Here is a 25843-nt window from a genome sequence, read left to right as displayed (position 1 = left end):
TTGTCGGAGCGGCACTCTCGTCTATCTACGGCCTCTCAGGCCCTCGTGTCATGAAAGACCGAGGCTAGTCTCGAAGAAGTCATTGTGCGGCTCCGTGGAATGATCCGGCGACACGTACTCACCACGGGCCCTGCCGACCCAGTGCTGGTCGTCGGTGACCTGTTGCTGAACGAGGAGACCTACGAGGTCACCCGCGACGGGAAACAGATCGAGCTGACGGCCACCGAGTTCTCCCTGCTTCGCTACCTCATGGAGAATCCCAGGACCGTGCTGAGCAAGGCACAGATTCTCGACCGAGTGTGGGAGTACGACTTTGGCGGGAGGGCCAGTGTGGTCGAGCTCTACATCTCTTATCTGCGCAAGAAAATCGACCAACTGGGCCCGCCGATGATCCACACATTTCGCGGAGTCGGGTACTCCATCAGGGCCGCGGATGCGTAAGAGGCCGCGCCAACTGCCCCGGGTGAGCCAATGGCCGCTGCGCCGCCAGCTCGCCGTCAGCATTGTGGCGCTGCTGATCACGGCAGTGGTGATCATAGGCAGCGTCAGTGTGAGCATGCAGCGAAGCAGCCTATTGGACCGGTTGGACGATCAGCTGCGAATCTCGCTGGACATCTCCGCGCAGAACTTCGCGGAGGCTCAGTCTCGGGGTGACTTCAGCAGTCCCAACCGTGAAGAGGCCGGCGCGCCCCGTGATGCGCAAGAGTCGCCCGAGCAGGGACTGCCCCCGGGCGACTTCGGTCCTGGTCCCCAGCGAGGATCCGTCACCTTGGTGGTCCTCGACGGTGAGACCCAAGTGAGCCAAGTCGTCGAGGAGGAAGGCGGCGCCGTCGTCGAGCTGACAGAAGACCAGATAGCAGACCTTATGGCCGCGGAGGGCACCGAAGCCGATCCTGTGGAGGTGAACCTGGGAGAGCAAGGTTACTACCGAGTGGCCGCCGAACAGATTCAAAGCTCCGGCTCCACTGCCACAGTCATCGCGGGCCAGTCGCTCTCCGAGGTGCACCAGACCATCCGCGATCAGGTGTTGATTTTCTCGCTGGTCGCCCTGGTGACTGTCGGTCTGGCGCTACTCGGCGCACTTGCACTGATCCGTCTTGGGCTCCACCCGCTGGATCGCCTCGCTCGGGCGGCCATCCGGGTGGCGCAGACACCCCTGTCCTCCGGAACCGTCAATCTCAGCGAGCGGCTGCCCCCGGCCGACACGCGAGCGCATACTGAGACCGGTCAGGTCGGGGCTGCTTTCAACACGATGCTCGACCATGTGGAGGGCTCACTGCAGGTCCGCCAGGAGAGCGAAGAGCGACTGCGGCGATTCGTCGCCGACGCCAGCCATGAACTGCGCACTCCACTTGCCTCGGTGAGCGGCTACGCAGAGCTGGCCTCTCGGGTTAAGGAGCCGCTACCGGAGACTGTGAAGCGATCTTTGGAACGCATCGGGTCAGAATCGGCTCGGATGGCCGTCATGGTCGAAGACCTGTTGCTGTTGGCCAGGCTGGACTCCGGGGCCCCGCTGCGCCAAGACGCTGTACCGCTGGCTGGCGTCGTCGTCGATGCCTGTGCTGACGCCCAGGTTACCGGCCCTCACCACCGATGGGTCATGGAGCTCGAAGAGGACGCGGCTGAGATCTTCGTGCACGGTGACGCTCATAGGCTGCACCAGGTGATGGCATACTGAGCAATGCACGCACCCACACTCCGGCAGGGACAACGGTGATCGTCAGACTGGGCGCACAGGGCGCTTCAGCGGTGATTCAGGTTGAAGACGACGGTCCTGGGATTGCACTTCCACTTCAGGAGCGGCTCTTTGACCGGTTCGTCCGCGGCGACAGCTCGAGGTCACGGACCGCCGGAAGCACCGGACTGGGCATGTCCATCGTCCAAGCTATCGTGCAGGCACATCAGGGCCAGGTGGACATCTCCAGCCGTCCCGGGAAGACCATATTCACCGTAAGGCTCCCTCTGAGTCGCGCTGTTTCCTCCTGATGTACCGCCAACAGCGATCTATTGCACCACTCAATCTCGCCGCCGGCGTCGTAGGTGGATAGGGTAGCGATGATGTCACCTTCGGTGACTGTGTCTCCGACCTCGAGGGCGGATGCGACGGGTTCGAAGGAGCTCACATAGCCACCGCCGTGGTTGATGGAGAGAACTTCTCGGTCAACGACGCCGCCGGAGAAACTCACCACACTATCTGCGGGGGAGCGAATGTCTCGGCCGGCCGGAGCCGTCAGGTCAATTCTGCGGTGACCTGCTGCCCACGGATTCGGTCTCTAACGCGTGCGAAAGCCTCAATCGGGGAAGGTGCTCAAAGTTCAGCCTGAGTCATGCTAGAAGTTTAGTATGTAGTCTGCTGAAGGTTCACTATGAAAACTGCTCAGGGTACAGTGTGAAAATGAGTTACCGTCCGCGAACCCTGGATATTCAGCTGGATGAGCTTCTTCAGGTGGCTCCTGCCGTGGCTATCGAAGGTCCCAAAGGTGTGGGAAAAACGGCGACAGCCAGGCGTCGAGCCTCGTCGGTATGGATGTTGGACGACGAGGACCAGCGGGCTCTGCTCAGTGCAGATTTGGCGCTCTCCTTCAGTGCTGAGAAGGTCACATTGATCGATGAGTGGCAGAAACTGCCGCGGATATGGGATGCGATCCGGCGTCAGGTAGATGAAGACGCACCGCCCGGCAGCTTCTTGCTGACAGGTAGCGCTACTCCGGCTTCTAGCCAGGGAACCCATAGCGGGGCTGGACGGATACTTTCCCTGCGTATGCGACCGATGGCTCTGTATGAACGAGGCGAGGTCACTCCCTCGGTCAGTCTCAAAGCGCTACTGGGTGCTGGGGGTGTAGAGGTCAGCGGTTCCACTGAATTTGGTGGGACCGACTACATGGAGGCTGTAGCCGCCAGCGGGTTTCCAGGCATTGCCAAGCGCTCAGCAGACTACCGAGAAGATCTGCTCGAAGCTTATGTGCAGCGGGTAATTGACCGGGATCTTCCAGAGCTCGGCTTCGCCTCCCGACGTCCTGAAGTCCTTCGCCGTTGGCTTGCCGCATATGCCGCAGCTTCGTCCAGCACTGCCAAATACTCGGAAATTCTGGATGCCACTACCGCAGGTGACGGGAATCAGCCGGCCAAAGGGACGACGATCACTTACCGGGACCATCTGACTCAGCTGTGGCTCCTTGATCCGACGCCAGGGTGGAGCCCAAGTCTCAATCCATTCACGCGGCTGCAGCAGGCACCTAAGCATCAACTTGCCGATCCGGGATTGGCAGCGCGCCTACTTAACCTCAACGCCAAAAAGCTTGCCTCCCCACGAGGAGCGCATATGGCCGGCCCGTTGTTCGAGTCCTTGGCGACCCTGAGTGTTAAAGTGGCCGCTGAAGCAGCTCGGGCGCGGGTGGGGCATCTTCGCACGCGCAATGGGGACCATGAAGTTGACCTGATCGTGGAAGGCCGCGAAGGTCAGATTCTCGGGATTGAGGTCAAGCTCTCGTCGTCTGTGGAAGCCAGTGATGTGAAGCATCTGCTGTGGTTGAAGGAGCAGCTCAAGGATAATGTTGCAGACCTCGTGGTCTTGACGACCGGCAAATACGCCTATAGACGGGAGGATGGCGTAGCGGTAGTTCCGCTGGCTCTGCTCGGGGCCTAGGTTAAACTGCATGACTTCGCTGGCCCGGTTAGGCGTCAGGCCGGGAACGAGCGGCCCTGAGCGAGGAGGACTGATGAGTAAGGTGAGCATATGCACCGACGTAAAGCGGCTCAGGAGCTAGCTGACCAGTATGTAGCCACCGGGAATGTTTCAGCCGTCATGCTCGCGGGGTCACTGGGGCGCGGTCGAAACGATGAATTCTCCGATGTCGAACTTGACGTCTATTGGACTGTGCCGCCAACTGATGATCAGCGTCGTGACCCGACTCTTGCTCTCCAGGGCGCAGTGACGAAGCTATGGCCTTATGACATTGAAGACGCGGAGTGGTCTGAAAATGTGAGAATCTGTGACGCAGAGGTGACGGTAAGCGGATTCAGTGTTGCTGAGATCGACTCCTGGATAGCGTTAATGGATGCCGCCGACGAGCCGCATCTCATACGGCAGATGCGGATGTCGGCGATCCATGAGGGTGAGCCGCTGTATGGGGAAGAGCTGGTGACCCGTTGGCGGAGTTCCGCGACGTATCCGGGGCCCCTGGCGGTCGCCACGGCCACCAGCTTCCTCACACCTGAGCGGCTTAACCGGTGGCGGCTCTGGTCGGCATTGCTGCAGCGTGACGACTTGGCAATGCTGCATCGTGCGTGCTCTGAAGCTACGGAAGTCATTCTCGGCACGTTATGCGCGCTCAACCGGATCTACATTGAGCATCCATCGTTTAAATGGTCTCGACACCTGGTGGGGCGTTTCACCCGGGCACCTGTTGGCTTCAGCGACAGATTATTTTCAGCTTTGACAGTTGGGCCCATCCAGGGAGCTCCAACTTTGCATGCACTTCTCGAGGAGACCGTTGAACTGGTTGCAGCTGATCTGCCGAAGGTGGACATTTCGACGATCGAGTCAGTTCTGAACGATTGGCGCGAATGATCAGAACGCCAAATATTTCGCCTCAAGCTTTGCTCAGCTGTTGTCCAGCGGCAGCAGCACGGAGGGTTCCAGTTCGCCGAGCATAAGCAGCGGGTTGATGTACTCACCGAAGAGACGCACACCCCAGTGCAGGCAGGGGGAGTCGCAGTGGTGGCTGCCGTCGTCGTAGGTGCCTAGTGCCGCGACAGGTTGGCCTTCGGTGACTGAATCTCCGACCTCCAGTTCGGACTCCACAGGTTCGAAAGAGCTGATGTATCCTCCACCGTGGTTGATGGAGAGGACCTCGCGGTCCACGACGACGCCGGAGAAGCTCACCACCCCATCCGCGGGGGAGCGAATCTCCACGCCGTCTGACGCAGCCAAGTCCACTCCTCGATGACCAGCTGCCCACGGGGCCGGGGGAGCGGCAAACTCCTTCACCACGTCCCCATCAACCGGAGGCAGCCAGTGCGGGTGCCCATGCTGCGCCGACGCAGGTGGCACACCAAATAGCGCACACACCAGAAGCAGCAATACCAGCAGCTGCCGAGGACGAGGCCACCAGAGCACAGGGCGGCCTGAATCCGGAAAGGGAGCCGGCGTCGTCGTTGGCTGCTCAAGGGTCATGGCAATAAGGATGAGCTGACCCTCCAGTGGTGCGCAGCTCATTGTCTGGCATTTGTGGACAATGCGGCGGGTTTGGCCTATACCCCGCCAGTTGGGGAAAACTCCGGCGCCGCGCTAGACTACACACAGCAGCTTGACTGTGTGTATTTTTTGGTGCCCACATGACAGTTGACTACGCGCGTGGGAAACTCACCTGCACCTCTGGTGAGGATGTTCCCTTCGGTCCACGTCAATTCGCTCCTGATCAGGAGTTTTTTGCGTGTCGGGGAGCATCAGGTTCACACCTTTGACCTCGCTAGGAGCTCGGGTAAACCGGGCAGTATTGCAACCGATAAACAATTGAGCCGGCGCTGCACAGGTCACCTGTGTGAGAAGCCCGGCAGTGAAAGGACATCATGCCTGTCGTAACTATGCGTCAGCTGCTCGACTCCGGTGTGCACTTCGGCCACCAGACTCGCCGCTGGAACCCCAAGATGAAGCGCTACATCTTCACCGAGCGCAACGGTATCTACATCGTTGACCTCCAGCAGTCGCTGAGCTACATTGACCGCGCCTACGACTTCGTCAAGCAGACAGTCGCCCACGGCGGCAGCATCCTGTTTGTCGGCACCAAGAAGCAGGGTCAGGAAGCCATCGCGGAGCAGGCCACACGCGTCGGCCAGCCCTACGTCAACCACCGTTGGCTCGGCGGTATGCTGACCAACTTCCAGACCGTCTCCAAGCGCGTTCAGCGTATGAAGGAACTGGAAGAGATCAACTTCGAGGACGTCGCCGGTTCCGGTCACACCAAGAAGGAACTGCTGCTGCTCCGCCGCGAGCTGGACAAGTTGCAGGCCAACCTTGGCGGTATCCGCAACATGACCAAGACGCCCTCCGCCATGTGGATTGTGGACACCAACAAAGAGCACCTGGCAGTCGATGAGGCGCAGAAGCTGGGCATCCCAGTCATCGCTATCCTCGACACCAACTGCGATCCTGATGAAGTTGACTACCCGATCCCCGGCAACGACGACGCCATCCGCTCCGTTGACCTGTTGACCCGAGTAGTTGCCGACGCCGTGGCAGACGGCCTGATCGCCCGCGAGGAGCGCCGCGGAGGCGGTTCCGGTGCAGCAGCAGAGCCAATGGCCGAGTGGGAGCGTGAACTTCTGGAGAAGCACGCAGCTGAGCAGAAAAACGCGGAGCAGGCCGCTGCCGAGCCGAAGACTGCTGAGACTGCCGCCGAGCAGGAGCCCGACCAGGCTTCCCCAAGCACCGCAGGCGACGCTGCCGCTGAGTCAGAGACCGGTGAAGCAGAAGTGCCTGTCAACGCTGACGCCAGCGAAGCTGCAGCGAAGACCTCCGACAGCTGATCCACCTACTCTGATCTGAGAGGACACAGACATTCATGGCGAATTACACCGCTGCTGACATCAAAGCACTGCGCGAGAGGACCGGCGCAGGCATGATGGACGTGAAGAAAGCTCTCGACGAAGCCGACGGCAACGTTGAGAAAGCCATCGAGGCTATCCGCATCAAGGGACTCAAAGGCGCGGCCAAGCGCGAAGGTCGCTCCGCTGCTGAGGGTCTTGTGCTTTCCAAGGTTGTTGACGGCACCACCGGTTACATGCTCGAGATCAACGCCGAGACTGACTTCGTGGCAAAGTCCGACAAGTTCATCACCCTGGCTGAGAGCGTCCTCGAAGCAGCCGTCGCGCACGGCGTTGACTCTGTGGAGGCGCTGCTCGAGGCAGACATTGATGGCCGCAAGGTCAGCGACTACGTGACTGAGGAAGGTGCCGCAATTCTCGGAGAGAAAATTGTGGTCCGCCGTCTGGCCAAGGTCACCGGCTCTTACGTTGACCCATACCTGCACAAGACGTCCAAGGACCTCCCTGCCCAGGTCGGCGTGTTGGTGGCCGTGGACGCGGACACTCCGGAAGCTCGGACTGCAGCTCACGATGTGGCTGTGCACGCTGCAGCCTTCTCCCCGTCCTACCTGACACGGGATGAGGTGCCAGAAGACACTGTCGCGAACGAGCGTCGGATCGCGGAGGAGACTGCTCGGGCTGAGAACAAGCCAGAGCAGGCTATGCCGAAGATCATTGAAGGCCGGACTAACGCGTACTTCAAGGAGCACGTGCTGGTAGACCAGCCGTTCGCCAAGGACCCCAAAGTCTCCGTGGCTAAGGTCCTCGAGCAGGCTGGCACCAACGCCGTGGCATTCGCCCGCTTCCGCGTAGGCAGCTCATAGAGCGAGGCCAACACATTCACCTAACGGTTAGACTTACTTCAAACGTCTGACCGACCGAAAAGGGGGTGGCCATCTCATCCAGATGGTCGCCCCCTTTTCGTCTGCCCTGAAAGGAATTTGATGGCTGAGAACGCAACTGACCGCCGTCGTGTGCTGCTCAAACTCTCCGGTGAAGTCTTCGGTGGAGGCGCAGTCGGCGTCGACCCGGCCACTGTCCGTGGAATCGCCGAACAAATCGCTGCGGTCAACGACAAAGTCGAGGTCGCAGTCGTTGTCGGTGGAGGCAACTTCTTCCGCGGGGCGGAACTCTCCAGGGCCGGAATGGACAGGTCACGTGCGGACTACATAGGCATGCTCGGCACCGTGATGAATGCTCTGGCTCTGCAAGACTTCCTCGAACAGTCTGGCCAGCCCACCCGCGTGCAGACAGCTATTGGCATGGCCCAGGTCGCCGAACCTTACATTCCTCTGCGAGCCATTCGCCACATGGAGAAAAGCCGGGTCGTGATCTTCGGTGCCGGCGCTGGAATGCCCTACTTCTCAACCGATACCGTCTGCGCCCAACGGGCCCTCGAAGTCGGTGCCGATATGGTGCTGATGGGTAAATCCGGTGTTGATGGGGTCTACACAGCAGATCCGCAAAAGGACGCCAGCGCTGAAAAGCTTGACCGACTCACCTACACCGAGGCGTTGCACCGCGATATCCGCGTGATGGACCAAACCGCCATGACCATGTGCAATGACAACGGTCTGGACATGAGAGTCTTCGGCATGGAAGCTCCAGGCAACGTCACACGTGCGCTGCTCGGTGAAGAAATCGGCACTCTGGTCACTCCCTAAACGGAGAGCTGCCGACCGATAGACTGTGATCCAAGACCCTATAGCCCAAGGAGAGACCCGTGACTGAAGAGACCCTGCTCGAAGCCGATGAGCTGATGCAGCGGGCCGTTGACGCATCGTCCGAAGACTTTGCCACCGTGCGCACAGGCCGCGCCAACCCCGCTTTGTACTCCAAGGTGTTGGTGGACTACTACGGCGCTCCTACGCCTCTGCAGCAACTGGCGTCCTTCACCATCCCAGACGCACGCACCATCCTCATCACCCCCTATGACGTCTCGGCAATGCGCGAGATCGAGAAGGCGCTCTCCGACTCAGAAATCGGCGCCAACCCATCCAATGACGGCAAGCAGATTCGCATCACCATGCCGGACCTGACCGAGGAGCGCCGCAAGGAGTACGTCAAGCTCGTGAAGTCCAAGGGCGAAGACCACAAGGTTTCGGTGCGCAACGCGCGTCGCAAAGCTAAAGAGGCCATCGACAAGGCCGTCAAAGATGGCGACATTGGTGAGGACGACGGCGACCGTGGGCTCAAAGAGCTCGACACCATGACCAAACAGTACACCGAGCGCATTGACGACATGATCAAACGCAAAGAGGCGGAGCTGCTCGAAGTCTGAGCACGTGATGACGACGCCGCCACAAGACTCTCAGCCCACAACGGCTCCGGAATCACCGCGGCGGAACAAGGCCGGCCGTAACCTCCCGGCCGCGATCGCCACTGGAGCCGCGCTCCTCGTTCCCGCAGTGTTCGGTATCTTCTGGTTCCAACCGCTGCTGATCGCTGTCTGGGTCGTCGTCCTCTGCTTAGGTGTGTGGGAAGTTGCCCGCGCACTGGAAGCATACGAACTGAAGGACAACCCACGGCTGCGGATCCCGAAGGCGCCGCTCTACTTGGGTGCCGCGGCCATGCCCGCCGCCGCCTACTGGGGTGGGGTGGAAGCCCTAACCCTAGGGCTGATGATCACCGGGGTTGCAGTGATGGTCGGAGCTGTCCTCTGGCGAGTGCCCGACCCGGGACGAAGCATCGTTGCCTCGCTCTTCGTCGCCTGTTGGGTGCCATTCCTCATCTCCTTCGCTCTGCTGGTGCTTCAAGTCGAACAGGGCGAATGGAGACTCGTCATTGTGGTCCTCCTGGTGGTCTCCAATGACACCTTTGGTTTTATCGCCGGGGTGAAATTCGGCAAGCACCCGATGGCTCCGAAAATATCGCCCAAGAAATCCTGGGAAGGTTTCGCTGGATCCATGCTGGGGGCCGTGGCGGTCGGCGTGCTGGCTTCTTGGCTGATCTTCGATGAAGCGCTCTATGTGGGGGCCATCCTCGCCGCAGCGGTCGTCGTGGCGTCCACCGCCGGTGACTTTAGCGAGTCCATGGTCAAACGCGAACTTGCTATCAAAGACATGTCCAATGTGCTGCCCGGTCACGGCGGCGTGATGGACAGATTGGACTCACTGGTCTTCGCTATGCCCACCGCATATTTTGTGATCGTGGCGTTGACCGGAGACTCAGTCGGTCTGCCGTTAGGCTTATAGCTATGTCTACAACTTCCGCACCACTGTTCACCCTGTTGGATGACAATGATCAGGGGTACGACCGCGCCGAAGTCGACCAATTCATGGCCCGCGCCCGTGAAGCCTACGACTCTGGACGGGGCATGCCGTTGGCGGAGATTCGCCAGGCCAGCTTCTCAATGGGCCCCGGCGGATATGACCCAGCTGAGGTCGACTCTGCTCTGGACCGCCTTGAGGACGCCTTTGCCGGTGCAGAGCGTGACCGCTACATTGAGCAGTTCGGCGAAGACGCCTGGTACGAACAGCTCCACTACCGTTCACAGCCGCTGCGGGCTCGGATGGAACGGCCTGATGTTCAGCGATTCCGCGAACCCGTGGGTGAAAGCAGCGTGGGATACCGCAAGAGCGAGGTAGACCAGCTGTGCCGCCAGCTAGAAAAGTACCTCGATGGTGAGAACCCGATGAGTGTCGATGAGATCCGCACCATCACCTTCTCCACGGCAACTGCCACTGAGGCCTACGACGAAGCCCAGGTAGACGCCTTCCTGGACCGCATGACTGAGATCATGGCGTCTGTGGGCTAACCCAGCTGGGTCATATCAACTGCGTACTTCAGCGTAGAGAAGCATGTCCCGCCGTGTGCCGCCGATCTCTTGGTGGCTGCGGAGCAGCCCTTCTCGCAGGTAGCCGGCTCTCTCCGCCGTACGGATCGATCCAGCGTTCCAAGGTTCGATGTAAAGCTCTATGCGGTGCAGACCCGCAATGCTCCAGCCGAAAGTTGTGAGTGCAGCCAGTGCATCGGCGGCGAAGCTCATGCCCCGCTGCTCGGGGAGCACAGAGTACCCGGCGGAGCCTCTGCCAGCTGCAAGATCTCTCAGCCAAAGCCCGCAGTGCCCGACTCCGGTACCCGTCGCAGTAGCTTCGATAACGAATGAGAACCCGGCGCCGTCGCTATGGCGGCGCTTCTGCCTGTGGACCCAGTCCTTCGCTTCAGCCTCGGAGGCGTGATCCGGAAGCGACCCTATCTGCGGCACATAGCTGTCGGTGGACAGCCCGATGGCCAGTGCGGTGTCCTCGTCACGGACTGGTCGTAGCTGCACCTTTCCATGACGTGGAGGGACCGCGGGCCACGGCGGAAGAGCAACGGAGCGGCTCAACTGTCACCTTCGGTATCGTCCTGGGGGAGTGGGAATGCGTCAAAGTGGATCCGGACCCGACGCCGATTCTCGGTGTCACCGGCTTCACGGCGGTTCTTTGCCGCCTCGGTATGACGGTCCGCCACATCCCACACTTCCTCTCGGAAGGCCAAGAGTTCAGCGGGCGTCAATAATGTGCTAATGGTGCTCATGGCGGAGGCTTCCACCCACTCGGTGTCCTCTTCCGCGAGCCGACCTTGGAAGGTGCTGAGCTTCTCGGCCCGCTCAGCAGTCTGACGCTGAGCTAAAGTGCGTAGCAAATGGGACTCTTGGGCGAGAGCCTGGGCGTCCTCTGGTGCCACATTGAGCCCCTTTGACCGCCACCAGCGCTCCCGGCCAGTTCCCTTGCCCTCTGCCTCTTCAACGAGTCCGAATTTCTCCAGCTGCCTCAAGTGGTACGAGGTCTGTCCCGTCGATTCATTCAGATGGCGGGCCAATGTCGTAGAAGTAGCCTCCTCACGGTCATTCAAGTATTCGAGAATCTGCATCCTCAAAGGATGGGCAAACGCTTTGAGGGTGCGGACATCCTTCACCTGGACACTATCGGCGAAGCGTTCGGCCGTACTACGCGATTCAGACATGTTGCAGAGAAACCTTTGCATAGGTATAGTTGCAGATTAGTACTTGCAAAGAAATCTCTGCAAGTGTTTCTTGGCACTAGTCTACGGAGAAGATCGTCATGGCGCACTTAGCCCATACCGCAACCGCTACCGTCTGCGAACTCAGCCTGATTCAACGCGCCGCCTTGGCGCTTTCAGAAGCTCTGGCTCAGTGGGCCGAGACGTCGGCGCAAAGTCGGCATGCCAGTGCCAATAATGAAGCAAAGGTGAATGCACGACGGCGCCGCCTTCAGGAAGCAGAGGATCGACGCGAGGAAGCCATCAGGCAGAGCTTCCTCATGCCACGTGCCTTCTAGGCAGGCATTATGGGGCGGCTCAATGCCACTGGCACCGCACGGTCTACTTCATGACTCGGAAGCGGCGAGTCATGCCTCCCGAAGGCGATTGATCAATCAGCTCAAGTGGGAACGAACCCTTGGACCCACGCAAAAGTGGAGTACCTCCGCCAAGAAGAATCGGAACCGTGCCGAGGAGAACCTCGTCTATGACACCGACCTGGAAACATTGGCGGGCGACGTCGGCGCCAAGGATGTGAACCATGCCTTGAGCTCCGGCGGCCTTGCGTGCAGTCTCGATCGCTTCCTCTAGGGTGTGAGTGATGGTGAAGCCCTTGGCTGCGGTGTCCACCGACCGGTGGGTCAAGACAATTTGAGGGCCCTTCCACTGGCCTTCAAATGCGCCTTCCTGTTCTGGGTCTCCGGCATTCGGGTCATCTCCGTCAAAAGTAGTCCGGCCCATCAGTAGCGCGGTCACCTGAGGAATCACCTGTTCGAACAGTCGGTCTGGTTCTCTCCCCATATAGGGCGCCAACCACTGCATATCTCCACCCGGGCCGGCAATATATCCATCCACGGAAGCTGTCGCTGAGTAGATGAAGGTTGTCATCACTACACCATGAGCTTCCGAATTTCGGTGGATCCGTATTCCAGATGCGGCATTCGAGCAGCGATGCTCTCAGCCTCAGTGTCGCTTGCGGCCGATAAGGCGTGAATGGCGAAAATCGTCTGTGATGTTGTGGGCTCCGCTGGTTTGCCAATGGTTGTGGAGGGGTCACTTAGTGCCCACCCGGACACTAGTTGGCCGGTGCTGCGCAGTTCTTTGTCAATCCTGTCCCATACCTCCATCTCGGCTTCCAGCTCGGGTGAGCCTTCCTGGGGTCCTGTTCCCGGGGTGTAGCGATGGATCAGAATATGGCTGGGTGTGCTCGCGGTGCTCATGTCGTCTCCTAGGTAAATTCCGGGTGCACTATGCAACCGGTATCCTCATGTGACCATAACTGCCTGTAGAATGCAAGCAGTTGAGGAAACTCTGAGGAAGGAGAGCCATGGCGCAGGCGGAGCAGCACCGTTCAGGCTGTCCTATCAATCTTTCACTCGAGGTGCTCGGTGACAGCTGGTCCCTGGTCGTGATTAGGGACATTATGTTCGGCAACCGGCGGTACTACCGTCAGTTGCTGGGGGAATCTGAGGAAGGCATTGCCTCAAACATTCTCAGCTCTCGCCTCAAGCAGCTCACAGATCAAGGGCTAGTGACTAAGCAGCAGGACCCTGCGCATAAACAGCGACAGCTCTACAGCTTGACCGAGCAGTCGATCCAGCTCGTTCCCGTCCTGGTCCAGCTCGGCTCATGGGGCAGAAAATTCTTACCCGTGAGCCCAGAGCTCAGTGTCCGCGCCAAGGTGCTGGAAGACGGCGGTCCGCTACTGTGGGAGCGGTTCATGGCAGAACTGCGTGTGGTGCATCTGGGCGTTCCCTCTTCTCAGAGCGGGCCGTCAGTTCATGACGATTTAGACCAGGCCTATCGGGAAGCAGTTGCCGCCGGCGAAGCGTCCTCGGGGTAGCGCACGTCGATCTGGCGGCGGATCTCATCAAGGGTTCCCATGATTGCGACTGAATCGTCCAAGGTCATCAGTTCGCCGGAGAGGGTTCCTGCTGAGATGTATTTCTCTGCGGCCAGCGCCTGAAGCTGCATCCCATGGCCTGGCACATCGGAGACGTACTTCTCCACCACGCTGCCTTCAGAGTCGTAATGGGTGAACGTAGCCGGAGTGAACCACATCCGGTCGATCTCAATCCGTCCCTCTGTGCCGACAATATGGGCGGTGTTCGACCCCGCCCCGCGTGAGGAAGCCGAGCAGGTCGACAGCGCACCTGAGGCATGCGTCATCAGCACACCGACTTCAGTGTCTGCCCCGGTCTCCCCGAGCCGTCCTGAAGCCTGAATGGTCTTCGGCGCACCGAGCATGTCCCAGGCGAATGAGACCGGATATACGCCCAGATCGAGCACCGCCCCACCGCCGAGCTCGAGCGCATTAATCCGATGTGCTGGATCTGTCGGCAGGCTTTGGGCATGATCGGCATGCAATGTCCGAATCTCACCAAGACCACCGGAGGTGATGATCTGCCGGATTCGCGCCATATGCGGCAGGTACCTGGTCCACATCGCTTCGCTGGCGTAGAGGCCTTTGGCAAGCGCCGTCTCACGCAGCATCTCAGCCTGCGCTTGGTTGAGGGTCAGCGGCTTTTCCACCAGCACATGCTTGCCGGCCTCAAGGACCGCCATGGCTGCGTCAAAATGGGCAGGGTGCGGTGTTGCCACATACACGATGTCCACGTTCGGGTCGGTGAGCAGCCCAGAGTAGGAACCATGGGCCCTCTCGATGCCAAACGAGTTCGCAAATTCTTGGGCGGACTCCGCCGACCGCGACCCAACTGCGTTGACATTCAGCCCGGCCAGCAGGGCATCGGCTGTGAAGCGGCGAGCGATCCAACCAGTGGCCAAGACGCCCCACCGCAGCGGCGCATGAGAGGTATGGAGTTTCTCGGAAGTCACAGTGCTCAATGCGCCAGTTCGAAGAGTTTCTCGGTGACGACCTGAGCGCGGGCATTAGAGAAGACCTGCTCCTCGCCGATCTCCTTGAAGTCGCGGGATTCCAAAATCTTCAGCGTGCCCATATTGTCAGTTACTACCCGGGCGCGCAGTGGCCGTTCAGTGAACTCTTCTAGGAACTGGTCAAATGCGGTGGTCGTGACACCATTTCCCCAGAATTGCTTATCGGTCCAGAACATCACTTCATGGATATCGCCGTCGCGGAACACCGCAATGGAGCCGGCGGCCTGCCCATCCACATCAATCGTGCGCACCAATGACTTCTTATCATTGAGCAGCTCACCCCAGTGGTGGTCGAAAATGGACCGATCCTTAGGGTTGGTCGGGGCAAACCCGGCCATATGAGCCGCGTCGGCGTCCTGCTGAAAGGCGAAGAACTGGTCCAAGTCCTCGGCCTGCACATCACGCAGAGTAATCTCCATGGAATGCTCCTTCACATCGGCTTGTGGCCGAAACGTCTAAGAGTGGGGTGCACCCAGCCTACCTGCTTGCCGTGTCCCGGCTCACGGGGATCGTCGAGCTTCGGCCCCCTCGGGCCTCAACTGTGCCCGGTGCCTCGGCCTTCACTGTGGAGTGGGCTTGGTAGCTGCCCCGTCTAACCAGAGTGTGGTGGACCCATCCCGGTGTGATCCAGTTGATCCAACATGTTTACTGTCGATCGTCGGTCCCTTCTTGATGACATGGACTACTGCCATGCCGTGACCCCGACCAAGTCCGTATTCACTTTTCAGCCATTCCAGGATTTCGCCCGCCTTGACCTCGGGGGAATCGTAGCCCCGCTCCTGGGCGCGCTGTACCAACTGGCGCGGCGTGAGCCCTGTCTTCTCTTCGACTTTGTCGAGATACGCCTGAAATGACATGAGGGCCTCCCTGGTGAGCATTCGGGTACTAAGTAGTACTGACGGGTACGGTGCCGTCTAGTGCGGTCGATACAAGGCCTCACCAGGTATCGAAGGGATTAGACGACCACATATGAGCAAACGCGACCACATACTTCAACAGGCGTGGGGCGTTTTCGTCACCCATGGATACGTCGGAACGTCTACTGACCAGTTGGCAGCCGCTGCCTCAGTCTCCAAACAGACGCTCTACCGAGAGTTCGGAGACAAGCAGGGGGTTTTCGCTGCCCTGATCGAGTACGCCTGCAACCAGGTCCAGGATCCTTTCGCTCCGCTGGTCCACAACATGCATGAACTGCGATCTGCGCAGAAAGCAGTGCATCTGCTCGCTGAACGTTTGATGCGGTCAATCATGAACCCTCAGGTTCAGCAGTTGCGGCGCCTGGTCATCGCTGAGGCCGGCCGTTTCCCCCATCTTGGTCAGCTCTACTGGGAACGCGGGTTCCTCCGCGTCATCGCTTCCATCAGCACTTCCCTCCAGGTGCTCCACGAAAGACAACTACTGCACGTGGCCGATACAGAATTGGCCGCCCACCACTTCGCAGGGCTGCTCCTTTGGATACCCAGCAATCAGGTGATGTTCACGGGTCAACTGCCTGTGCAGGAAGACGAGATTGCCCGCGTCATCGATTGTGGGGTTTCAGCTTTCATCCGCGCATACTCACCCCCGGACGCTCATGAGGTGTGAGGCGGCGGCAGAGATCGACTCAGAAGGTCACTCAGTCCGAACTCTGCACTAGGCGGTGCGGCGAACCGGCTGCTGAAGCTCCGTGACCCAATGGGACTGATCGGAGGACTCACTGCGAATGTAGAACTCACGGCACGGGCCGAACGGTTCATAGCCCAGGGCTCTGATCTCCTCATGCAGGGCCTGCCAGCTGAGGTGAATACGGCTCATGCTTCCGTGGTGCACGGTGGTCAGAGCCTCCTCCACCGCAGGGAGAGTGACAATCTCGAATTCCGGATGCGGCTCACCGACGTATTCGTAGCCGACAGTGACATGCGTGCCGTCATCGGCTAAGGCGTAGGCCGCGATCGGGGTATCCAACGCTCCCATGGTGCCTCCAAGAATTGAGGCAATCCGGTCAAACGCAGGCCCCACCACACTGGCCATGGTCCGCTGGTCACATACTGTGGCGGTAGCGGCGGCTAGCCGCACCTCAGGTAGGGGTTTGGCTACGATCTCAGCAGTTCCCATTGCGGTGCTCCGTCGCGTTGCAGCGGTGTGGTCTCACCACCTTGATCCTCTTGAGGCATTCCGTCAAGAGGAGAAGAGTTTGGTGCCCGTGGCCAAGCCGGGATAATGGAGCCCATGTCCACACCTCGCCGCGTCGCCATTTTGGGCTCCACCGGCTCCATCGGCATTCAAGCTCTTGAGGTCATCTCCGCGCATCCGGAGTCATTCCGCGTCGTCGCCCTCTGCGCCGGGACCAATGCTGCGCTTCTTGCGGAGCAGGCGCGCACCTTCCGCCCGGAACTGGTGGGTATCCGTGACGACGACGCCGCCAAGGGCCTGGCAGATCAGCTCAAGGGCCTGGGTGCCGAGGTGCTTTCAGGTGTTGAATCGGCTGAACACATTGCCGCACATTCCCAAGCTGACGTGGTGCTCAACGCCGTCACCGGTTCCATCGGGCTCAAACCAACGCTTGCGGCCCTGAGATCGGGTGCCACACTGGCTCTTGCGAATAAGGAGTCCCTGGTGGTCGGCGGTGCTCTTGTCCAACAGGCTGTCCAGCGGCCCGGACAGGTTGTGCCGGTGGACTCAGAGCACTCCGCGCTGGCCCAGGCCTTGGCGTCTGGCCGTCACCAAAAAGGCGTCTGCGCGGTGCCCCGTCCCGGTGAAGGCGAACTCACAGGTGAGACTGAGGTCGCCAAACTGATCCTCACCGCATCAGGCGGTCCGTTCCGTGGTTGGACCGCCCAGGATCTGGCCGCTGTCACCCCGGAGCAGGCGCTGAAACATCCGAACTTTGCCATGGGTGTCATGGTGACCACCAACTCCGCAACCATGGTCAATAAGGCGCTGGAAGTGGTGGAGGCGCATCTGCTCTTCGATGTCCCGCTCGAACGCATTGACACTGTGATCCACCCCCAGCAGTACATCCATTCACTGGTCGAGTTCCACGACGGCTCCACCATGGCCCAGGCTGGACCGCCGCGGATGCTGGTGCCGATCGCCCTGGGATTGAGTTGGCCGGACCGCCTGCACAAGGTCGACAGCCCCATCGACTGGACTCGCCCCATGAGCTGGGAGTTCGAACCCCTGGACCACGGCGCGTTCCCAGCGGTGCAGCTGGCCAAGCACGCGGCCGCAGCCTCCGCAACCCATATGGCGGTGTACAACGCGGCCAATGAGCAGGCGGTTGAGGCTTTCCACACCGGCCGGCTGGGCTTCACCGGCATCGTCGCCACGGTGGAGCAGGTCTTGGCGCAGCACACGGGAGTGTCTCAGTCAGCAGCGGACCTGGATACTGTGCTGGGCGCTGAAGAATGGGCCAGGCAGGCCGCGGAAGCGCTGATTGCTCGGACCACGCCAACAGTCTCAGGAGGGGCACGATGACCGCCCTATTGGTGACCGTCGGTGTCCTAATCATGGCGCTCGGCATCATCATCTCCATCGCCCTGCATGAGGTCGGCCACCTGCTGCCGGCCAAGCTCTTCAAAGTCCGTGTCACCCAGTACATGGTCGGCTTCGGACCCACCCTATGGTCCAAAACCAAGGGAGAGACCGAATACGGGGTCAAAGCCGTGCCGCTGGGCGGATACGTTGCCATGATCGGGATGTACCCACCCCCGGAGCAAAAGTCTGACGACGCCGCCACAACTGCTGACGAGGAGGCCTCAGGTCCAGCCGATCCCTACCTCCAGCAGGTGGGCGCCCAATATATTGCACCCCCAATTGAACGCAGTTCTGCGGCAGAACGAGTGCCCGATGAGCACAAAACCGTCACCTCGCACTCCACCGGGATATTCCAGCAGATGTCCCAGGAAGCACGGGAAGTAGCCTCCGAAGAGCTGCGCCCCGGCGATGAGGATCGGATGTTCTTCCGGCTAGCCACTTGGAAGAAAGTCATCATCATGCTCGGCGGCCCGGCGATGAACGGCCTGCTGGCCCTGCTCCTGACCGCAGGCACAGTTTCACTGCACGGAATGAATACGGCCACCACAGAGGTCGCCGATGTCTTCGAATGCATTACCACCGTGGAGGCCGAAGACGCAGCAGCATCGGTTGATGAGCGTGAGTGCACGGAGAGTGATCCGGCTGGACCCGCATTCGAGGCGGGACTGGAACCGGGAGACCAGATCGTCGCCTTCGGCGGAACAGAAATCGATGAGTGGGATGACCTCACCCCGCTGATCCGTGACGCCGCCGGGACCCCCAACGAATTGGTGTACCTCCGTGATGGTGAGGAGCGCACCACTGAGGTCACCCCAATCCTGACTGAACGCCCCGTGGAAGGACGCATGGGTGCCCCGGAACGCGATGCAGACGGCTCCCTTGTCACTGAACCTGTGGGTTTCATCGGTGTGCTCTCGCTGACTGAGGTCCAACGCCAGCCACCCTGGGAAGCCGGACCGATCGTCTACGAACAGACGCAGGCTGTGGGACAGGTGGTGCTGACCCTGCCGCAGCGCATGTATGACGTGGGTGTCTCAACGTTCACAGAGGTGGAGCGAGATCCGGACGGGCCGATGTCAGTGGTGGGTGTCGGCCGTGTGGCCGGTGAGATCTCCGCCCAGGACCAGATTCCCTGGGAATCACGGTTCGCCACGCTGATGTCGCTGGTCGCCGGGGTGAACATCGCCCTGATGGTGTTCAACCTGATACCGCTGCTCCCGTTGGACGGCGGACATGTGGCCGGGGCACTCTATGAGGCGCTGCGCAGGCGCTGGGCCAAGCTGCGCGGCAAACCCGACCCCGGTCCGTTCGACATTTCCAAGCTGCTGCCGCTGACCTACGTGGTGGCGGTGCTGCTGATCGGGATGGGTGTGATGTTGATCTTTGCCGACATCATCAACCCAATTCGCCTCTTCGAATAGCTGAGCCCAAGATCAGCCAAGGGTGAAGCGGGCCCGCGGAGGCGAGCAGGCGGCGTCGTCATCGGTACCATGGAGGGGTGAACGCGATTAATCTCGGTATGCCCACGGTAAAGGAAGAACCTCCCGTCCTGGCTCCTCGGCGCAAGACCCGCAATTTCATGGTCGGAGATGTCGGTGTGGGCAGTGACCACCGGGTATCGGTGCAGTCCATGACGACCACCAAAACCCATGACATCAACGCCACTCTCCAGCAGATCGCAGAACTGACTGCCTCAGGGTGTGACATTGTGCGAGTGGCCTGCCCCACCGACAAGGACGCGCAGGCGCTGCCGATCATTGCCATGAAATCCCAGATCCCCGTGATCGCAGACATCCACTTCCAGCCCAAATACGTCTACGCCGCGATCGAAGCTGGATGCGGCGCCGTCCGGGTGAACCCCGGCAACATTCGCAAATTTGACGACCAGGTCGGCGAGATCGCCAAAATGGCCAAAGACCACGGCGTGAGCCTGCGAATCGGCGTCAACGCCGGATCCTTGGACAAGCGCGTAATGGACAAATACGGCAAGGCGACCCCGGAGGCTCTCGTGGAGTCCGCCGTGTGGGAGGCCAGCCTCTTCGAGGAGCACGACTTCCACGACTTCAAGATCTCGGTCAAGCACAGCGACCCCGTCGTCATGGTGCAGGCCTACCAGATGCTCGCCGAGCGCGGTGACTGGCCTCTGCACCTCGGTGTGACAGAAGCCGGCCCAGCCTTCCAAGGCACCATCAAATCCGCGACCGCATTCGGTGCGCTGCTCTCCCAGGGCATTGGGGACACCATTCGGGTCTCCCTTTCCGCCCCGCCGGCCGAAGAAGTCAAAGTCGGTAACCAGCTGCTGGAGTCGCTGAACCTGCGGCCACGCAAGCTGGAAATCGTCTCCTGCCCCTCCTGCGGCCGTGCCCAGGTGGACGTCTACAAACTGGCCGACGATGTCACCGCCGGACTCGAAGGCATGGAGCACCCCCTGCGGGTCGCCGTCATGGGCTGCGTGGTCAACGGACCGGGTGAGGCACGCGATGCCGACCTGGGAGTCGCCTCCGGCAACGGCAAGGGCCAGATCTTCGTCAAGGGAGAGGTCATCAAGACCGTCCCCGAGGACCAGATCGTAGAGACTCTGATCGAGGAAGCCAACCGGCTCGCCGAACAGATGGACTTCGACGCTGAGGGAGAGGACGCCTCTTCCGGTGCCCCTGTGGTCTCCGTCAGCTAGCCCAGACGGCAAAGTCTCCCGCGCCACCGGTGGAAGAGTCCGTGTCCTCACCGGCGACGACACTCGTGCGCTCCACAAGCTTTTGGACGCTGACCCGGTCGGTAACACCTCCGTGGCCGCAGCCCTGCAGCAGCGCGGAACGGCCGCAGTCGGCAAGGGCCGGCAGAGTGCGCTCCTGCTGGGCATTGACGCCGCAGAGCCGCACAGCGGCGCCGACCGTCGGCTGATCTCCGCCTGCTGGTTGGGTTCCAACATCATCCCGGTGGGAGCCGATCCCACGACCGCAAAGCAGTTCGGCCGTGCCGCCCGTGCCCTGCGCCGCAGAGTCTCCTCCATATACGGGCGCTCCGAGGCCGTGCTTGCACTCTTTGAGGCAACCGGATGGTCCAACCACCGTGAGGTGCGGGCCCACCAGCCACTGATGGTGATGTACCAGGAGCCTGAGATGAGGCCGCTTCCAGGGGTGCGGCCCTCCAAACCCGAAGAGTTCAGCGCGGTCGAACAGGCCTGCGCGGCCATGTTTACCGAAGAGCTGGGATTCTCCCCATATGACCACGGGGCAAGCCAGTACCGCGACCGAATCCGCGGACTGATCCAAGCCGGACACTCACTTATTGCAGTGGACCCAGAGTCCCGCCAGATCACCTTCAAGGCAGAGTTCGGGTCCGTCACCGAACAAGCGGTCCAGGTACAGGGAGTCTGGGTCAACCCGCTCTGGCGCGGCCGCGGAATGGCGGCCCCAGGCATGGCCGCAGTCGTTAACTATGGGCTGAGGCTCGCGCCACGGGTGAGCCTCTACGTCAATGGGTACAACACCCCAGCGATCCGCGCCTACGAACGTGTGGGCTTCCAACACGCCGGAGCATACTCCACCGTCTTGTTCTAAACTCAACGTGATGACAGCCGCAGAGCTAGGCCGGGCCTTGCGCGAGGAGAACCTCACGGGTGCACGACGCATGGTTGCCGAGACCAAAACACAGGGACAGTACGACGACGCCCTGTCACTTTTGGCCCAGCACGCACCCACATCGCCGGCCATCACCGAGCTGCTCATCGAAACCCTCGACGCTTCAGGGGTGGTGCATCGGTTCGCCGCCGCGGCCCTGCTGGACAAGACCGCAGTGGACGACGTCGCCCAGGACTCACTGATCTCCATCGCAGAGTCCATCAGTTCCTACGATGGGCGCAGCAAAGTCACCACCTGGCTGCATAGCATCGTTCGCCGGCGCGTAGTCGACCACCTGCGGCGTGCCCGTGAGGTGCCCGAACTGACGGAAGGACTCGGGCCAGCGGACCGGATGAGTTCCGCGATCGCGACACGCACTGCCGTGCGCCAGGCACTGGCGGAACTCCCGGAAATCTACCGGATACCTGTGACCCTGCGCGATATCAACCAGGCGCCTTATGCCGAGATCGCCGAGCAGCTCGGACTCCCTGTAGGTACGGTGAAGTCGCAGGTAAGTCGTGGCCGGGCCATGGTCGCCGCGAGGCTCAGCGGACCAGACGGGCAGGGCACGGGTGACTGAGCGTCTGGGCCACTACCTCCTCGGCGACGTCATTGGTGTGGGGTCCTTTGCGACGGTCTACCGTGCGACCGACGAACGGCTCGACGATGAGGTTGTCGTCAAAGTCCTCGCCGAGAACCACAGCCTCAACCCTGAGATCCGCGAACGCTTCATCGGCGAGGGCAGGAGCCTGCGCCGGGTGGAAGGCTCCCATGTGGTCACGATCTACGACATCGGCGAGTCAGACCGGCAACAACCCTATTTGGTCCTTGAACACGCTGACCGCGGCACAGTGCGCGAACGCGTCGCTGCACTTCGGCGATCCGGATGGCGAGCCAGCCGGGAAGACATCCTCGCATTCGCCAGGCCACTGGCCGCAGCCGTGGATGCGGTCCACCGCGCGCAGCTGGTCCACCGTGACCTCAGCCCAGGCAACATGCTGCTCAGCACCAAGCCCTCGGAGCTCATCGGGGATGAGGCCTCCAACCTTCACTCATGGGTGGTCCGCTCCGATGAGCGGCTGCTGATTGCTGACCTCGGAATGTGTAAAGACCTGGCGATGAACTCCGGGCTGACCGTCTCCGGCGGCACCGCCGGTTTCCGCCCGCCTGAGCAGGACAGCCCCGGTGTGGTGGACACCCGCGCTGATATCTACGCAATATCCGCGGTGCTGAACTGGCTGGCGCAGGACGCCGACCTCCCTGGAGGCGCTCACAAAGTAATTCGGCGCGGCCTGTCCGCAAAACCCCAGCGTCGCCAACCGAACGCCTCCGCCTGGCTGGGTGAGCTTGAAGATGCCTTAGCCCCGCCCGAACCACCCCCAGGTACCGAACCCACCCCGGAAATTTCCCAGGAAGCGTCCCTACCCACCCGAGGCGGGCTGCTGAGGCGGCGGTCCGTCGTCGTTCTCACTCTTTGTGCCTTTGTGGCTGGCGCCCTGCTGGGCGGATTCGTCCTAGGTCAGTGGCTTTCAGCGGGACAGAACCAACCCGTGGCCCAGGCACAGGGCATCTCCATTGGAATCCAGGGCCCTGAAGAAGTCACCGTGGGGGAGTCTGCCGTGTTCACCGCTGAGGTGCCGGGCTTAGATTCCTGGGTGTGGACTCTTCCCTCAGGTCGGAACCTCGCCGATGAACCAGATGTGACCCTGACTCCCACCGCACCCGGGACGGCGGAGATCATTCTGCGTGCGCGGCTGCCCGACGGCCAAGATCTTGAAGCGCGGCACACCGTGCGCGTCAGGGAGTGAAAATCTTTTTTCGAATCCGTGCAACCTTTTGGGCGCCGGCTGCGACTCACGATGAGAACCACACCTCACGAAAGGACAGGCTATGAATACCGCAGGACGTTCCATAATCAGGGGTGGGATCGGACTTATCGCTGTGGCGGCTCTGGGGCTGACAGGTTGCTCACCGTCTGAGGAGGCCGCCGAGTTCGAAGACACCGAGCTTGAAGACACCGAGCTTGAAGACACCGAGGCGGCTTCTACCGAGGAAGCGGCCCCGGGGGAGGACATCCCCACTGATGATGAGGCTGACAGTGAGACAACGGATGATGCGGAGGGGACTGATGACGCCGACGCTGGGGATGAGACTTCTGAGGGCTCAGCGGTCCAAACCTCCGAAGGGATGATCGACCCTGACGACGCCATTCATACGGTGGAGTACAACATTCCCAGCTCCAATATCGAAGGCACGATGACCCTCGGCTTGCACTACCTCCAGGTCAGAGACAACACGCTGGAGCTGCTGCTGACCTTCACCCCCGAGTTCGATCAGCATGACACCCACACGCTCTACGCTCTGCACGGCAACAATGGGGCGTTGGCAAGGCCTGCCCTCTTCGACCGTGAAAACTTGAAGCAGTACTCTCCCTTACGCAGCGACCGAGGTGTCGCCTGGGAGACTGACGTCGTCGGCCCTCATGTGGCGTCCGGTGAGACTCTGGTGTTCTGGGCAAACTTTGCCGTGCCCGAAGACGATATCGACACCATCAACGTTGGAACCCCCGCAGCCCCCGAATTCGAAGATGTGGAAATCGACTGGGGCGAGGCTGAACCCGCTGAGGCCGAGGGGGGGACGAATGAGCTCGACGGCCGCCATAAGGACGATCGCCGGTGTGGCGCTGACCGCCTCCTTCATGTTCGCACTCAGTCCGGCTCTAGCGGATGTGGACCAGGAGGTGCAGGAGAAACCTGAGCCGCCCAGCGACGTCACATCCGGCATGCTCGCGGAATCCGTGACGCGCTTCAATCCCGTCATCACCCCGTTCACGACTGAAGGCACAGTCGAGGAACTCGGAGGAGGTGAGGCTGAGGAGGAGGACGTCCTAGTGCTGGAAGCTGACCTGCTCTTCCGCTCCAACGAATGGGAGCTTCCCGCCAACGCCATACAGCCGATAGCTGAGCTGGCTGAAGTCGTGCCAGAAGGAGCGTCGGTCGATGTCCACGGACACACCGACTCCCTCCCTGTGGATGAAACCCAGTTCGACTTCGACAACCGGGAACTGTCGGAAAACCGCGCCCAGGCCGTTGCCGACGCACTCGCGGAAGAGCGTCCCGACCTGACACTGAATGTCGAAGGTTTCGGCGATGAGCAGCCCGCAGTCAGAGAAGACCCGGATGACTCCAGCACATTCGCGGCGAACCGACGGGTAGAACTCCGCTACGGCGACTGAGCCGTGGCGCACAAGGCAGAGGCCCGAATCTCGGCGCGTGCAGCCGGGCAGAGAACAGCTCTATGGCGATACTGGACGTGATGAAATATGCCCGTATCTGGATATCTCTGCCGCTAGCTGCTCTCGCGCTCACCGGCTGCGAAGACGACCCTGAGGCTGAGGGGTCTCCACTCGGCGGAGGCTCACTCGATAGCTCTGTTGCCGAGGCGCAGGTCGCCGCCCCGGAACCGCAAGGCCAGCAGGTATCGCACGAGGACATGGTGGAGGCCCTTGAGGACACGCTGGGGTTCAGCGACCATCACTGACACTGACGACTGGTGGCCGAACCTGCGCGATCTCAACCGCGAGCTGCAGCGCTTGGAGGTCCAACCGGTCGACTGTAAGCCGTTCGTCACCGCCTCAGCCCTGCCCGTACCCACTGGTGCCCTGGGCGCGCTCGCTGAGTCCGGCGATTCTCAGACGGTGATCTACACCTTCGAAGACTCCGCCGCCGCTGCCGAATATGTGGACTCAGAGCGCCTGGGCGTAGAGCGGTGCGAGGAACACACGGTCATCCGAGACCTGGGAGAAGACGAGGCGCGGGCGGAGACCACACTGACTGAGTTGCAGGTGCGTACCGGTGCGGAGGACGGCCTGGCAGTCGGCAGGCTGATGGACGCCTCCGACGCTACCCAGCGTGACCTCACCGTCCTTCTGCGCCAGGGCCCTCACACGGTTCTCGCCGCTGAACAGGAAGACCCGGATGCGGAGCAGGAGGAGGCAATAGCCGAACTTGAAGCTCGCGCTGCTGAAATCCTCTCCGCTGTGGCCGGTGAGGAGATCGTTGCTCCAGAACCTGAGCCTGAACCGGAGGAAGAGTCAGAAGATGAGCCGGAGGGCGATTCTGAGGGCGATTCTGAGTCGGAAGATGACGAAGAACCTGAGGAGGAAACCGACTGACACTGGGTCTCATGCCCTCGGCCGTTTTACCCAGGCTTGTGCACATGACACTGCGCTATAGCGCCAT

Annotated in this window: 32 protein-coding genes and 1 pseudogene; 23 read left to right on the top strand and 10 right to left on the bottom strand. The window is 61.0% G+C overall.

Annotation, left to right across the window (positions count from 1 at the left end; genetic code table 11):
• Positions 1 to 66: 66 nt before the first annotated feature.
• The 3 genes and pseudogenes from FEF26_RS07320 to FEF26_RS15920 form a co-directional block, all read left to right on the top strand.
• Positions 67 to 441, top strand: a pseudogene (locus tag FEF26_RS07320) (winged helix-turn-helix domain-containing protein); the annotation flags it as partial.
• Positions 434 to 1678 carry a sensor histidine kinase gene (locus tag FEF26_RS07315; protein WP_208012865.1) on the top strand — a complete coding sequence of 415 codons (1245 nt, stop codon included), beginning with the start codon at positions 434 to 436 and terminating at the stop codon, positions 1676 to 1678. The pseudogene FEF26_RS07320 and the gene FEF26_RS07315, both read left to right, overlap by 8 nt.
• A 35-nt stretch (positions 1679 to 1713) precedes the next feature.
• A complete protein-coding gene (locus FEF26_RS15920) occupies positions 1714 to 1986 on the top strand; it encodes an ATP-binding protein (RefSeq protein ID WP_243730473.1) in 273 nt (90 codons plus the stop codon).
• Here the strand turns inward: FEF26_RS15920 and FEF26_RS07310 are convergent.
• A complete protein-coding gene (locus FEF26_RS07310) occupies positions 1902 to 2210 on the bottom strand; it encodes a M23 family metallopeptidase (protein WP_243730474.1) in 309 nt (102 codons plus the stop codon). The genes FEF26_RS15920 and FEF26_RS07310 overlap by 85 nt on opposite strands.
• Positions 2211 to 2395: 185 nt before the next feature.
• Between FEF26_RS07310 and FEF26_RS07305 the strand changes: the two genes are divergently transcribed.
• Together FEF26_RS07305 and FEF26_RS07300 are read left to right on the top strand one after the other, a co-directional pair.
• On the top strand, positions 2396 to 3646 hold the full coding sequence (locus tag FEF26_RS07305; protein ID WP_138252884.1) for an ATP-binding protein: 1251 nt from the start codon (positions 2396 to 2398) through the stop codon (positions 3644 to 3646).
• 90 nt (positions 3647 to 3736) lie between these two features.
• Complete coding sequence (locus FEF26_RS07300) at positions 3737 to 4570, top strand: hypothetical protein (RefSeq protein ID WP_138252883.1); 834 nt, start codon at positions 3737 to 3739, stop codon at positions 4568 to 4570.
• A 33-nt stretch (positions 4571 to 4603) separates the two neighbouring features.
• Here FEF26_RS07300 and FEF26_RS07295 read toward each other — a convergent pair whose 3' ends face one another.
• Positions 4604 to 5218, bottom strand: a complete 615-nt coding sequence (locus FEF26_RS07295) for a M23 family metallopeptidase (protein ID WP_243730472.1) — start codon at positions 5216 to 5218, stop codon at positions 4604 to 4606.
• A gap of 353 nt (positions 5219 to 5571) precedes the next feature.
• Here FEF26_RS07295 and rpsB point away from each other — a divergent pair, with 353 nt between their 5' ends.
• From rpsB to FEF26_RS07265, 6 genes are all read left to right on the top strand, one after another.
• On the top strand, positions 5572 to 6528 hold the full coding sequence (gene rpsB / locus FEF26_RS07290; RefSeq protein WP_138252882.1) for a 30S ribosomal protein S2: 957 nt from the start codon (positions 5572 to 5574) through the stop codon (positions 6526 to 6528).
• Between the two features lie 35 nt (positions 6529 to 6563).
• The gene (gene tsf / locus FEF26_RS07285; RefSeq protein ID WP_138252881.1) at positions 6564 to 7409 is read left to right on the top strand and encodes a translation elongation factor Ts; all 846 of its coding nucleotides are present in this window, start codon (positions 6564 to 6566) and stop codon (positions 7407 to 7409) included.
• A 120-nt stretch (positions 7410 to 7529) separates the two neighbouring features.
• Positions 7530 to 8249: a UMP kinase gene (gene pyrH, locus FEF26_RS07280; protein WP_138252880.1), complete on the top strand. Its 720-nt coding sequence runs from the start codon at positions 7530 to 7532 to the stop codon at positions 8247 to 8249.
• Positions 8250 to 8308: 59 nt separating this feature from the next.
• Positions 8309 to 8866 carry a ribosome recycling factor gene (gene frr / locus FEF26_RS07275; RefSeq protein WP_138252879.1) on the top strand — a complete coding sequence of 186 codons (558 nt, stop codon included), beginning with the start codon at positions 8309 to 8311 and terminating at the stop codon, positions 8864 to 8866.
• Between the two features lie 7 nt (positions 8867 to 8873).
• Positions 8874 to 9779, top strand: coding sequence for a phosphatidate cytidylyltransferase (locus tag FEF26_RS07270; RefSeq protein WP_138252878.1), 906 nt, complete (start codon positions 8874 to 8876; stop codon positions 9777 to 9779).
• A 2-nt stretch (positions 9780 to 9781) separates the two neighbouring features.
• On the top strand, positions 9782 to 10342 hold the full coding sequence (locus tag FEF26_RS07265; protein ID WP_138252877.1) for a DivIVA domain-containing protein: 561 nt from the start codon (positions 9782 to 9784) through the stop codon (positions 10340 to 10342).
• A gap of 15 nt (positions 10343 to 10357) precedes the next feature.
• Here the strand turns inward: FEF26_RS07265 and FEF26_RS07260 are convergent, their stop codons facing one another.
• From FEF26_RS07260 to FEF26_RS07245, 4 genes are all read right to left on the bottom strand, one after another.
• Positions 10358 to 10858, bottom strand: a complete 501-nt coding sequence (locus FEF26_RS07260) for a GNAT family N-acetyltransferase (protein WP_243730471.1) — start codon at positions 10856 to 10858, stop codon at positions 10358 to 10360.
• Positions 10859 to 10911: 53 nt separating this feature from the next.
• Positions 10912 to 11535 (bottom strand): winged helix-turn-helix domain-containing protein, encoded by a 624-nt coding sequence (locus tag FEF26_RS07255; RefSeq protein ID WP_166432949.1) that lies wholly within the window; start codon positions 11533 to 11535, stop codon positions 10912 to 10914.
• Between the two features lie 378 nt (positions 11536 to 11913).
• The gene (locus tag FEF26_RS07250) at positions 11914 to 12459 is read right to left on the bottom strand and encodes a dihydrofolate reductase family protein (protein ID WP_138252874.1); all 546 of its coding nucleotides are present in this window, start codon (positions 12457 to 12459) and stop codon (positions 11914 to 11916) included.
• 2 nt (positions 12460 to 12461) lie between these two features.
• Positions 12462 to 12791 carry a YciI family protein gene (locus FEF26_RS07245; protein ID WP_138252873.1) on the bottom strand — a complete coding sequence of 110 codons (330 nt, stop codon included), beginning with the start codon at positions 12789 to 12791 and terminating at the stop codon, positions 12462 to 12464.
• A 107-nt stretch (positions 12792 to 12898) separates the two neighbouring features.
• Here FEF26_RS07245 and FEF26_RS07240 point away from each other — a divergent pair, with 107 nt between their 5' ends.
• Positions 12899 to 13414, top strand: a complete 516-nt coding sequence (locus FEF26_RS07240; RefSeq protein ID WP_138252872.1) for a winged helix-turn-helix transcriptional regulator — start codon at positions 12899 to 12901, stop codon at positions 13412 to 13414.
• On the opposite strand, the gene FEF26_RS07235 is transcribed toward FEF26_RS07240, so the two are convergent.
• From FEF26_RS07235 to FEF26_RS07225, 3 genes are all read right to left on the bottom strand, one after another.
• Positions 13372 to 14406 carry a Gfo/Idh/MocA family protein gene (locus FEF26_RS07235; protein ID WP_138252871.1) on the bottom strand — a complete coding sequence of 345 codons (1035 nt, stop codon included), beginning with the start codon at positions 14404 to 14406 and terminating at the stop codon, positions 13372 to 13374. The genes FEF26_RS07240 and FEF26_RS07235 overlap by 43 nt on opposite strands.
• 5 nt (positions 14407 to 14411) lie before the next feature.
• Positions 14412 to 14885 carry a GNAT family N-acetyltransferase gene (locus tag FEF26_RS07230; protein ID WP_138252870.1) on the bottom strand — a complete coding sequence of 158 codons (474 nt, stop codon included), beginning with the start codon at positions 14883 to 14885 and terminating at the stop codon, positions 14412 to 14414.
• A 141-nt stretch (positions 14886 to 15026) separates the two neighbouring features.
• Complete coding sequence (locus FEF26_RS07225) at positions 15027 to 15323, bottom strand: DUF4287 domain-containing protein (RefSeq protein ID WP_138252869.1); 297 nt, start codon at positions 15321 to 15323, stop codon at positions 15027 to 15029.
• 112 nt (positions 15324 to 15435) lie between these two features.
• Between FEF26_RS07225 and FEF26_RS07220 the strand changes: the two genes are divergently transcribed.
• Complete coding sequence (locus FEF26_RS07220) at positions 15436 to 16050, top strand: TetR/AcrR family transcriptional regulator (protein WP_138252868.1); 615 nt, start codon at positions 15436 to 15438, stop codon at positions 16048 to 16050.
• 48 nt (positions 16051 to 16098) lie between these two features.
• On the opposite strand, the gene FEF26_RS07215 is transcribed toward FEF26_RS07220, so the two are convergent.
• Positions 16099 to 16560 carry a GyrI-like domain-containing protein gene (locus FEF26_RS07215; protein ID WP_138252867.1) on the bottom strand — a complete coding sequence of 154 codons (462 nt, stop codon included), beginning with the start codon at positions 16558 to 16560 and terminating at the stop codon, positions 16099 to 16101.
• Positions 16561 to 16674: 114 nt separating this feature from the next.
• On the opposite strand from FEF26_RS07215, the gene dxr reads away from it, so the two are divergent.
• The 10 genes from dxr to FEF26_RS15705 all read left to right on the top strand — a co-directional run bounded on the left by dxr (position 16675) and on the right by FEF26_RS15705 (position 25776).
• Positions 16675 to 17922 carry a 1-deoxy-D-xylulose-5-phosphate reductoisomerase gene (dxr, locus tag FEF26_RS07210; RefSeq protein ID WP_138252866.1) on the top strand — a complete coding sequence of 416 codons (1248 nt, stop codon included), beginning with the start codon at positions 16675 to 16677 and terminating at the stop codon, positions 17920 to 17922.
• A complete protein-coding gene (locus FEF26_RS07205; protein WP_138252865.1) occupies positions 17919 to 19403 on the top strand; it encodes a M50 family metallopeptidase in 1485 nt (494 codons plus the stop codon). The genes dxr and FEF26_RS07205 overlap by 4 nt, the downstream gene beginning before the upstream one ends.
• Positions 19404 to 19501: 98 nt before the next feature.
• Positions 19502 to 20656, top strand: coding sequence for a flavodoxin-dependent (E)-4-hydroxy-3-methylbut-2-enyl-diphosphate synthase (gene ispG, locus FEF26_RS07200; protein WP_424991728.1), 1155 nt, complete (start codon positions 19502 to 19504; stop codon positions 20654 to 20656).
• Positions 20631 to 21542, top strand: coding sequence for a GNAT family N-acetyltransferase (locus FEF26_RS07195; protein ID WP_243730470.1), 912 nt, complete (start codon positions 20631 to 20633; stop codon positions 21540 to 21542). Before ispG ends, FEF26_RS07195 begins: the two co-directional genes overlap by 26 nt.
• A gap of 10 nt (positions 21543 to 21552) precedes the next feature.
• Entirely contained in the window at positions 21553 to 22182 is a 630-nt protein-coding gene (locus FEF26_RS07190) for an RNA polymerase sigma factor (protein WP_166432948.1), read from the top strand.
• Positions 22175 to 23410, top strand: coding sequence for a serine/threonine-protein kinase (locus FEF26_RS07185; RefSeq protein WP_138252861.1), 1236 nt, complete (start codon positions 22175 to 22177; stop codon positions 23408 to 23410). Before FEF26_RS07190 ends, FEF26_RS07185 begins: the two co-directional genes overlap by 8 nt.
• 82 nt (positions 23411 to 23492) lie before the next feature.
• Positions 23493 to 24359 (top strand): hypothetical protein, encoded by an 867-nt coding sequence (locus FEF26_RS15915; protein WP_208012864.1) that lies wholly within the window; start codon positions 23493 to 23495, stop codon positions 24357 to 24359.
• The gene (locus FEF26_RS07180) at positions 24343 to 24837 is read left to right on the top strand and encodes an OmpA family protein (RefSeq protein ID WP_208012863.1); all 495 of its coding nucleotides are present in this window, start codon (positions 24343 to 24345) and stop codon (positions 24835 to 24837) included. Before FEF26_RS15915 ends, FEF26_RS07180 begins: the two co-directional genes overlap by 17 nt.
• Before the next feature lie 80 nt (positions 24838 to 24917).
• Positions 24918 to 25142: a hypothetical protein gene (locus FEF26_RS07175; RefSeq protein WP_138252859.1), complete on the top strand. Its 225-nt coding sequence runs from the start codon at positions 24918 to 24920 to the stop codon at positions 25140 to 25142.
• Complete coding sequence (locus FEF26_RS15705; RefSeq protein ID WP_166432947.1) at positions 25108 to 25776, top strand: hypothetical protein; 669 nt, start codon at positions 25108 to 25110, stop codon at positions 25774 to 25776. Before FEF26_RS07175 ends, FEF26_RS15705 begins: the two co-directional genes overlap by 35 nt.
• The last annotated feature ends 67 nt before the right edge of the window (positions 25777 to 25843 follow it).

This window comes from Nesterenkonia salmonea (assembly GCF_005771525.1).
In the GTDB taxonomy this organism is placed as follows: domain Bacteria; phylum Actinomycetota; class Actinomycetes; order Actinomycetales; family Micrococcaceae; genus Nesterenkonia; species Nesterenkonia salmonea.
The sequence above is the reverse complement of the archived record's forward strand: the minus strand, read 5'-3'. Positions and strand labels throughout refer to the sequence as shown.

Coding starts and splice junctions, on each gene's coding strand:
- FEF26_RS07245 (WP_138252873.1), bottom strand. CDS start 12,791: ATGAGCACCGCGAGCACACCCAGCCATATTCTGATCCATCGCTACACC.
- FEF26_RS07305 (WP_138252884.1), top strand. CDS start 2,396: ATGAGTTACCGTCCGCGAACCCTGGATATTCAGCTGGATGAGCTTCTT.
- FEF26_RS07295 (WP_243730472.1), bottom strand. CDS start 5,218: ATGAGCTGCGCACCACTGGAGGGTCAGCTCATCCTTATTGCCATGACC.
- FEF26_RS07225 (WP_138252869.1), bottom strand. CDS start 15,323: ATGTCATTTCAGGCGTATCTCGACAAAGTCGAAGAGAAGACAGGGCTC.
- FEF26_RS07255 (WP_166432949.1), bottom strand. CDS start 11,535: ATGTCTGAATCGCGTAGTACGGCCGAACGCTTCGCCGATAGTGTCCAG.
- FEF26_RS07215 (WP_138252867.1), bottom strand. CDS start 16,560: ATGGGAACTGCTGAGATCGTAGCCAAACCCCTACCTGAGGTGCGGCTA.
- FEF26_RS07300 (WP_138252883.1), top strand. CDS start 3,737: ATGCACCGACGTAAAGCGGCTCAGGAGCTAGCTGACCAGTATGTAGCC.
- FEF26_RS15915 (WP_208012864.1), top strand. CDS start 23,493: ATGAATACCGCAGGACGTTCCATAATCAGGGGTGGGATCGGACTTATC.
- FEF26_RS07240 (WP_138252872.1), top strand. CDS start 12,899: ATGGCGCAGGCGGAGCAGCACCGTTCAGGCTGTCCTATCAATCTTTCA.
- ispG (WP_424991728.1), top strand. CDS start 19,502: ATGCCCACGGTAAAGGAAGAACCTCCCGTCCTGGCTCCTCGGCGCAAG.
- FEF26_RS07205 (WP_138252865.1), top strand. CDS start 17,919: ATGACCGCCCTATTGGTGACCGTCGGTGTCCTAATCATGGCGCTCGGC.
- FEF26_RS07220 (WP_138252868.1), top strand. CDS start 15,436: ATGAGCAAACGCGACCACATACTTCAACAGGCGTGGGGCGTTTTCGTC.
- pyrH (WP_138252880.1), top strand. CDS start 7,530: ATGGCTGAGAACGCAACTGACCGCCGTCGTGTGCTGCTCAAACTCTCC.
- rpsB (WP_138252882.1), top strand. CDS start 5,572: ATGCCTGTCGTAACTATGCGTCAGCTGCTCGACTCCGGTGTGCACTTC.
- FEF26_RS07230 (WP_138252870.1), bottom strand. CDS start 14,885: ATGGAGATTACTCTGCGTGATGTGCAGGCCGAGGACTTGGACCAGTTC.
- FEF26_RS07190 (WP_166432948.1), top strand. CDS start 21,553: ATGACAGCCGCAGAGCTAGGCCGGGCCTTGCGCGAGGAGAACCTCACG.
- tsf (WP_138252881.1), top strand. CDS start 6,564: ATGGCGAATTACACCGCTGCTGACATCAAAGCACTGCGCGAGAGGACC.
- FEF26_RS07315 (WP_208012865.1), top strand. CDS start 434: ATGCGTAAGAGGCCGCGCCAACTGCCCCGGGTGAGCCAATGGCCGCTG.
- FEF26_RS07175 (WP_138252859.1), top strand. CDS start 24,918: ATGAAATATGCCCGTATCTGGATATCTCTGCCGCTAGCTGCTCTCGCG.
- dxr (WP_138252866.1), top strand. CDS start 16,675: ATGTCCACACCTCGCCGCGTCGCCATTTTGGGCTCCACCGGCTCCATC.
- FEF26_RS07250 (WP_138252874.1), bottom strand. CDS start 12,459: ATGACAACCTTCATCTACTCAGCGACAGCTTCCGTGGATGGATATATT.
- FEF26_RS07270 (WP_138252878.1), top strand. CDS start 8,874: ATGACGACGCCGCCACAAGACTCTCAGCCCACAACGGCTCCGGAATCA.
- FEF26_RS07265 (WP_138252877.1), top strand. CDS start 9,782: ATGTCTACAACTTCCGCACCACTGTTCACCCTGTTGGATGACAATGAT.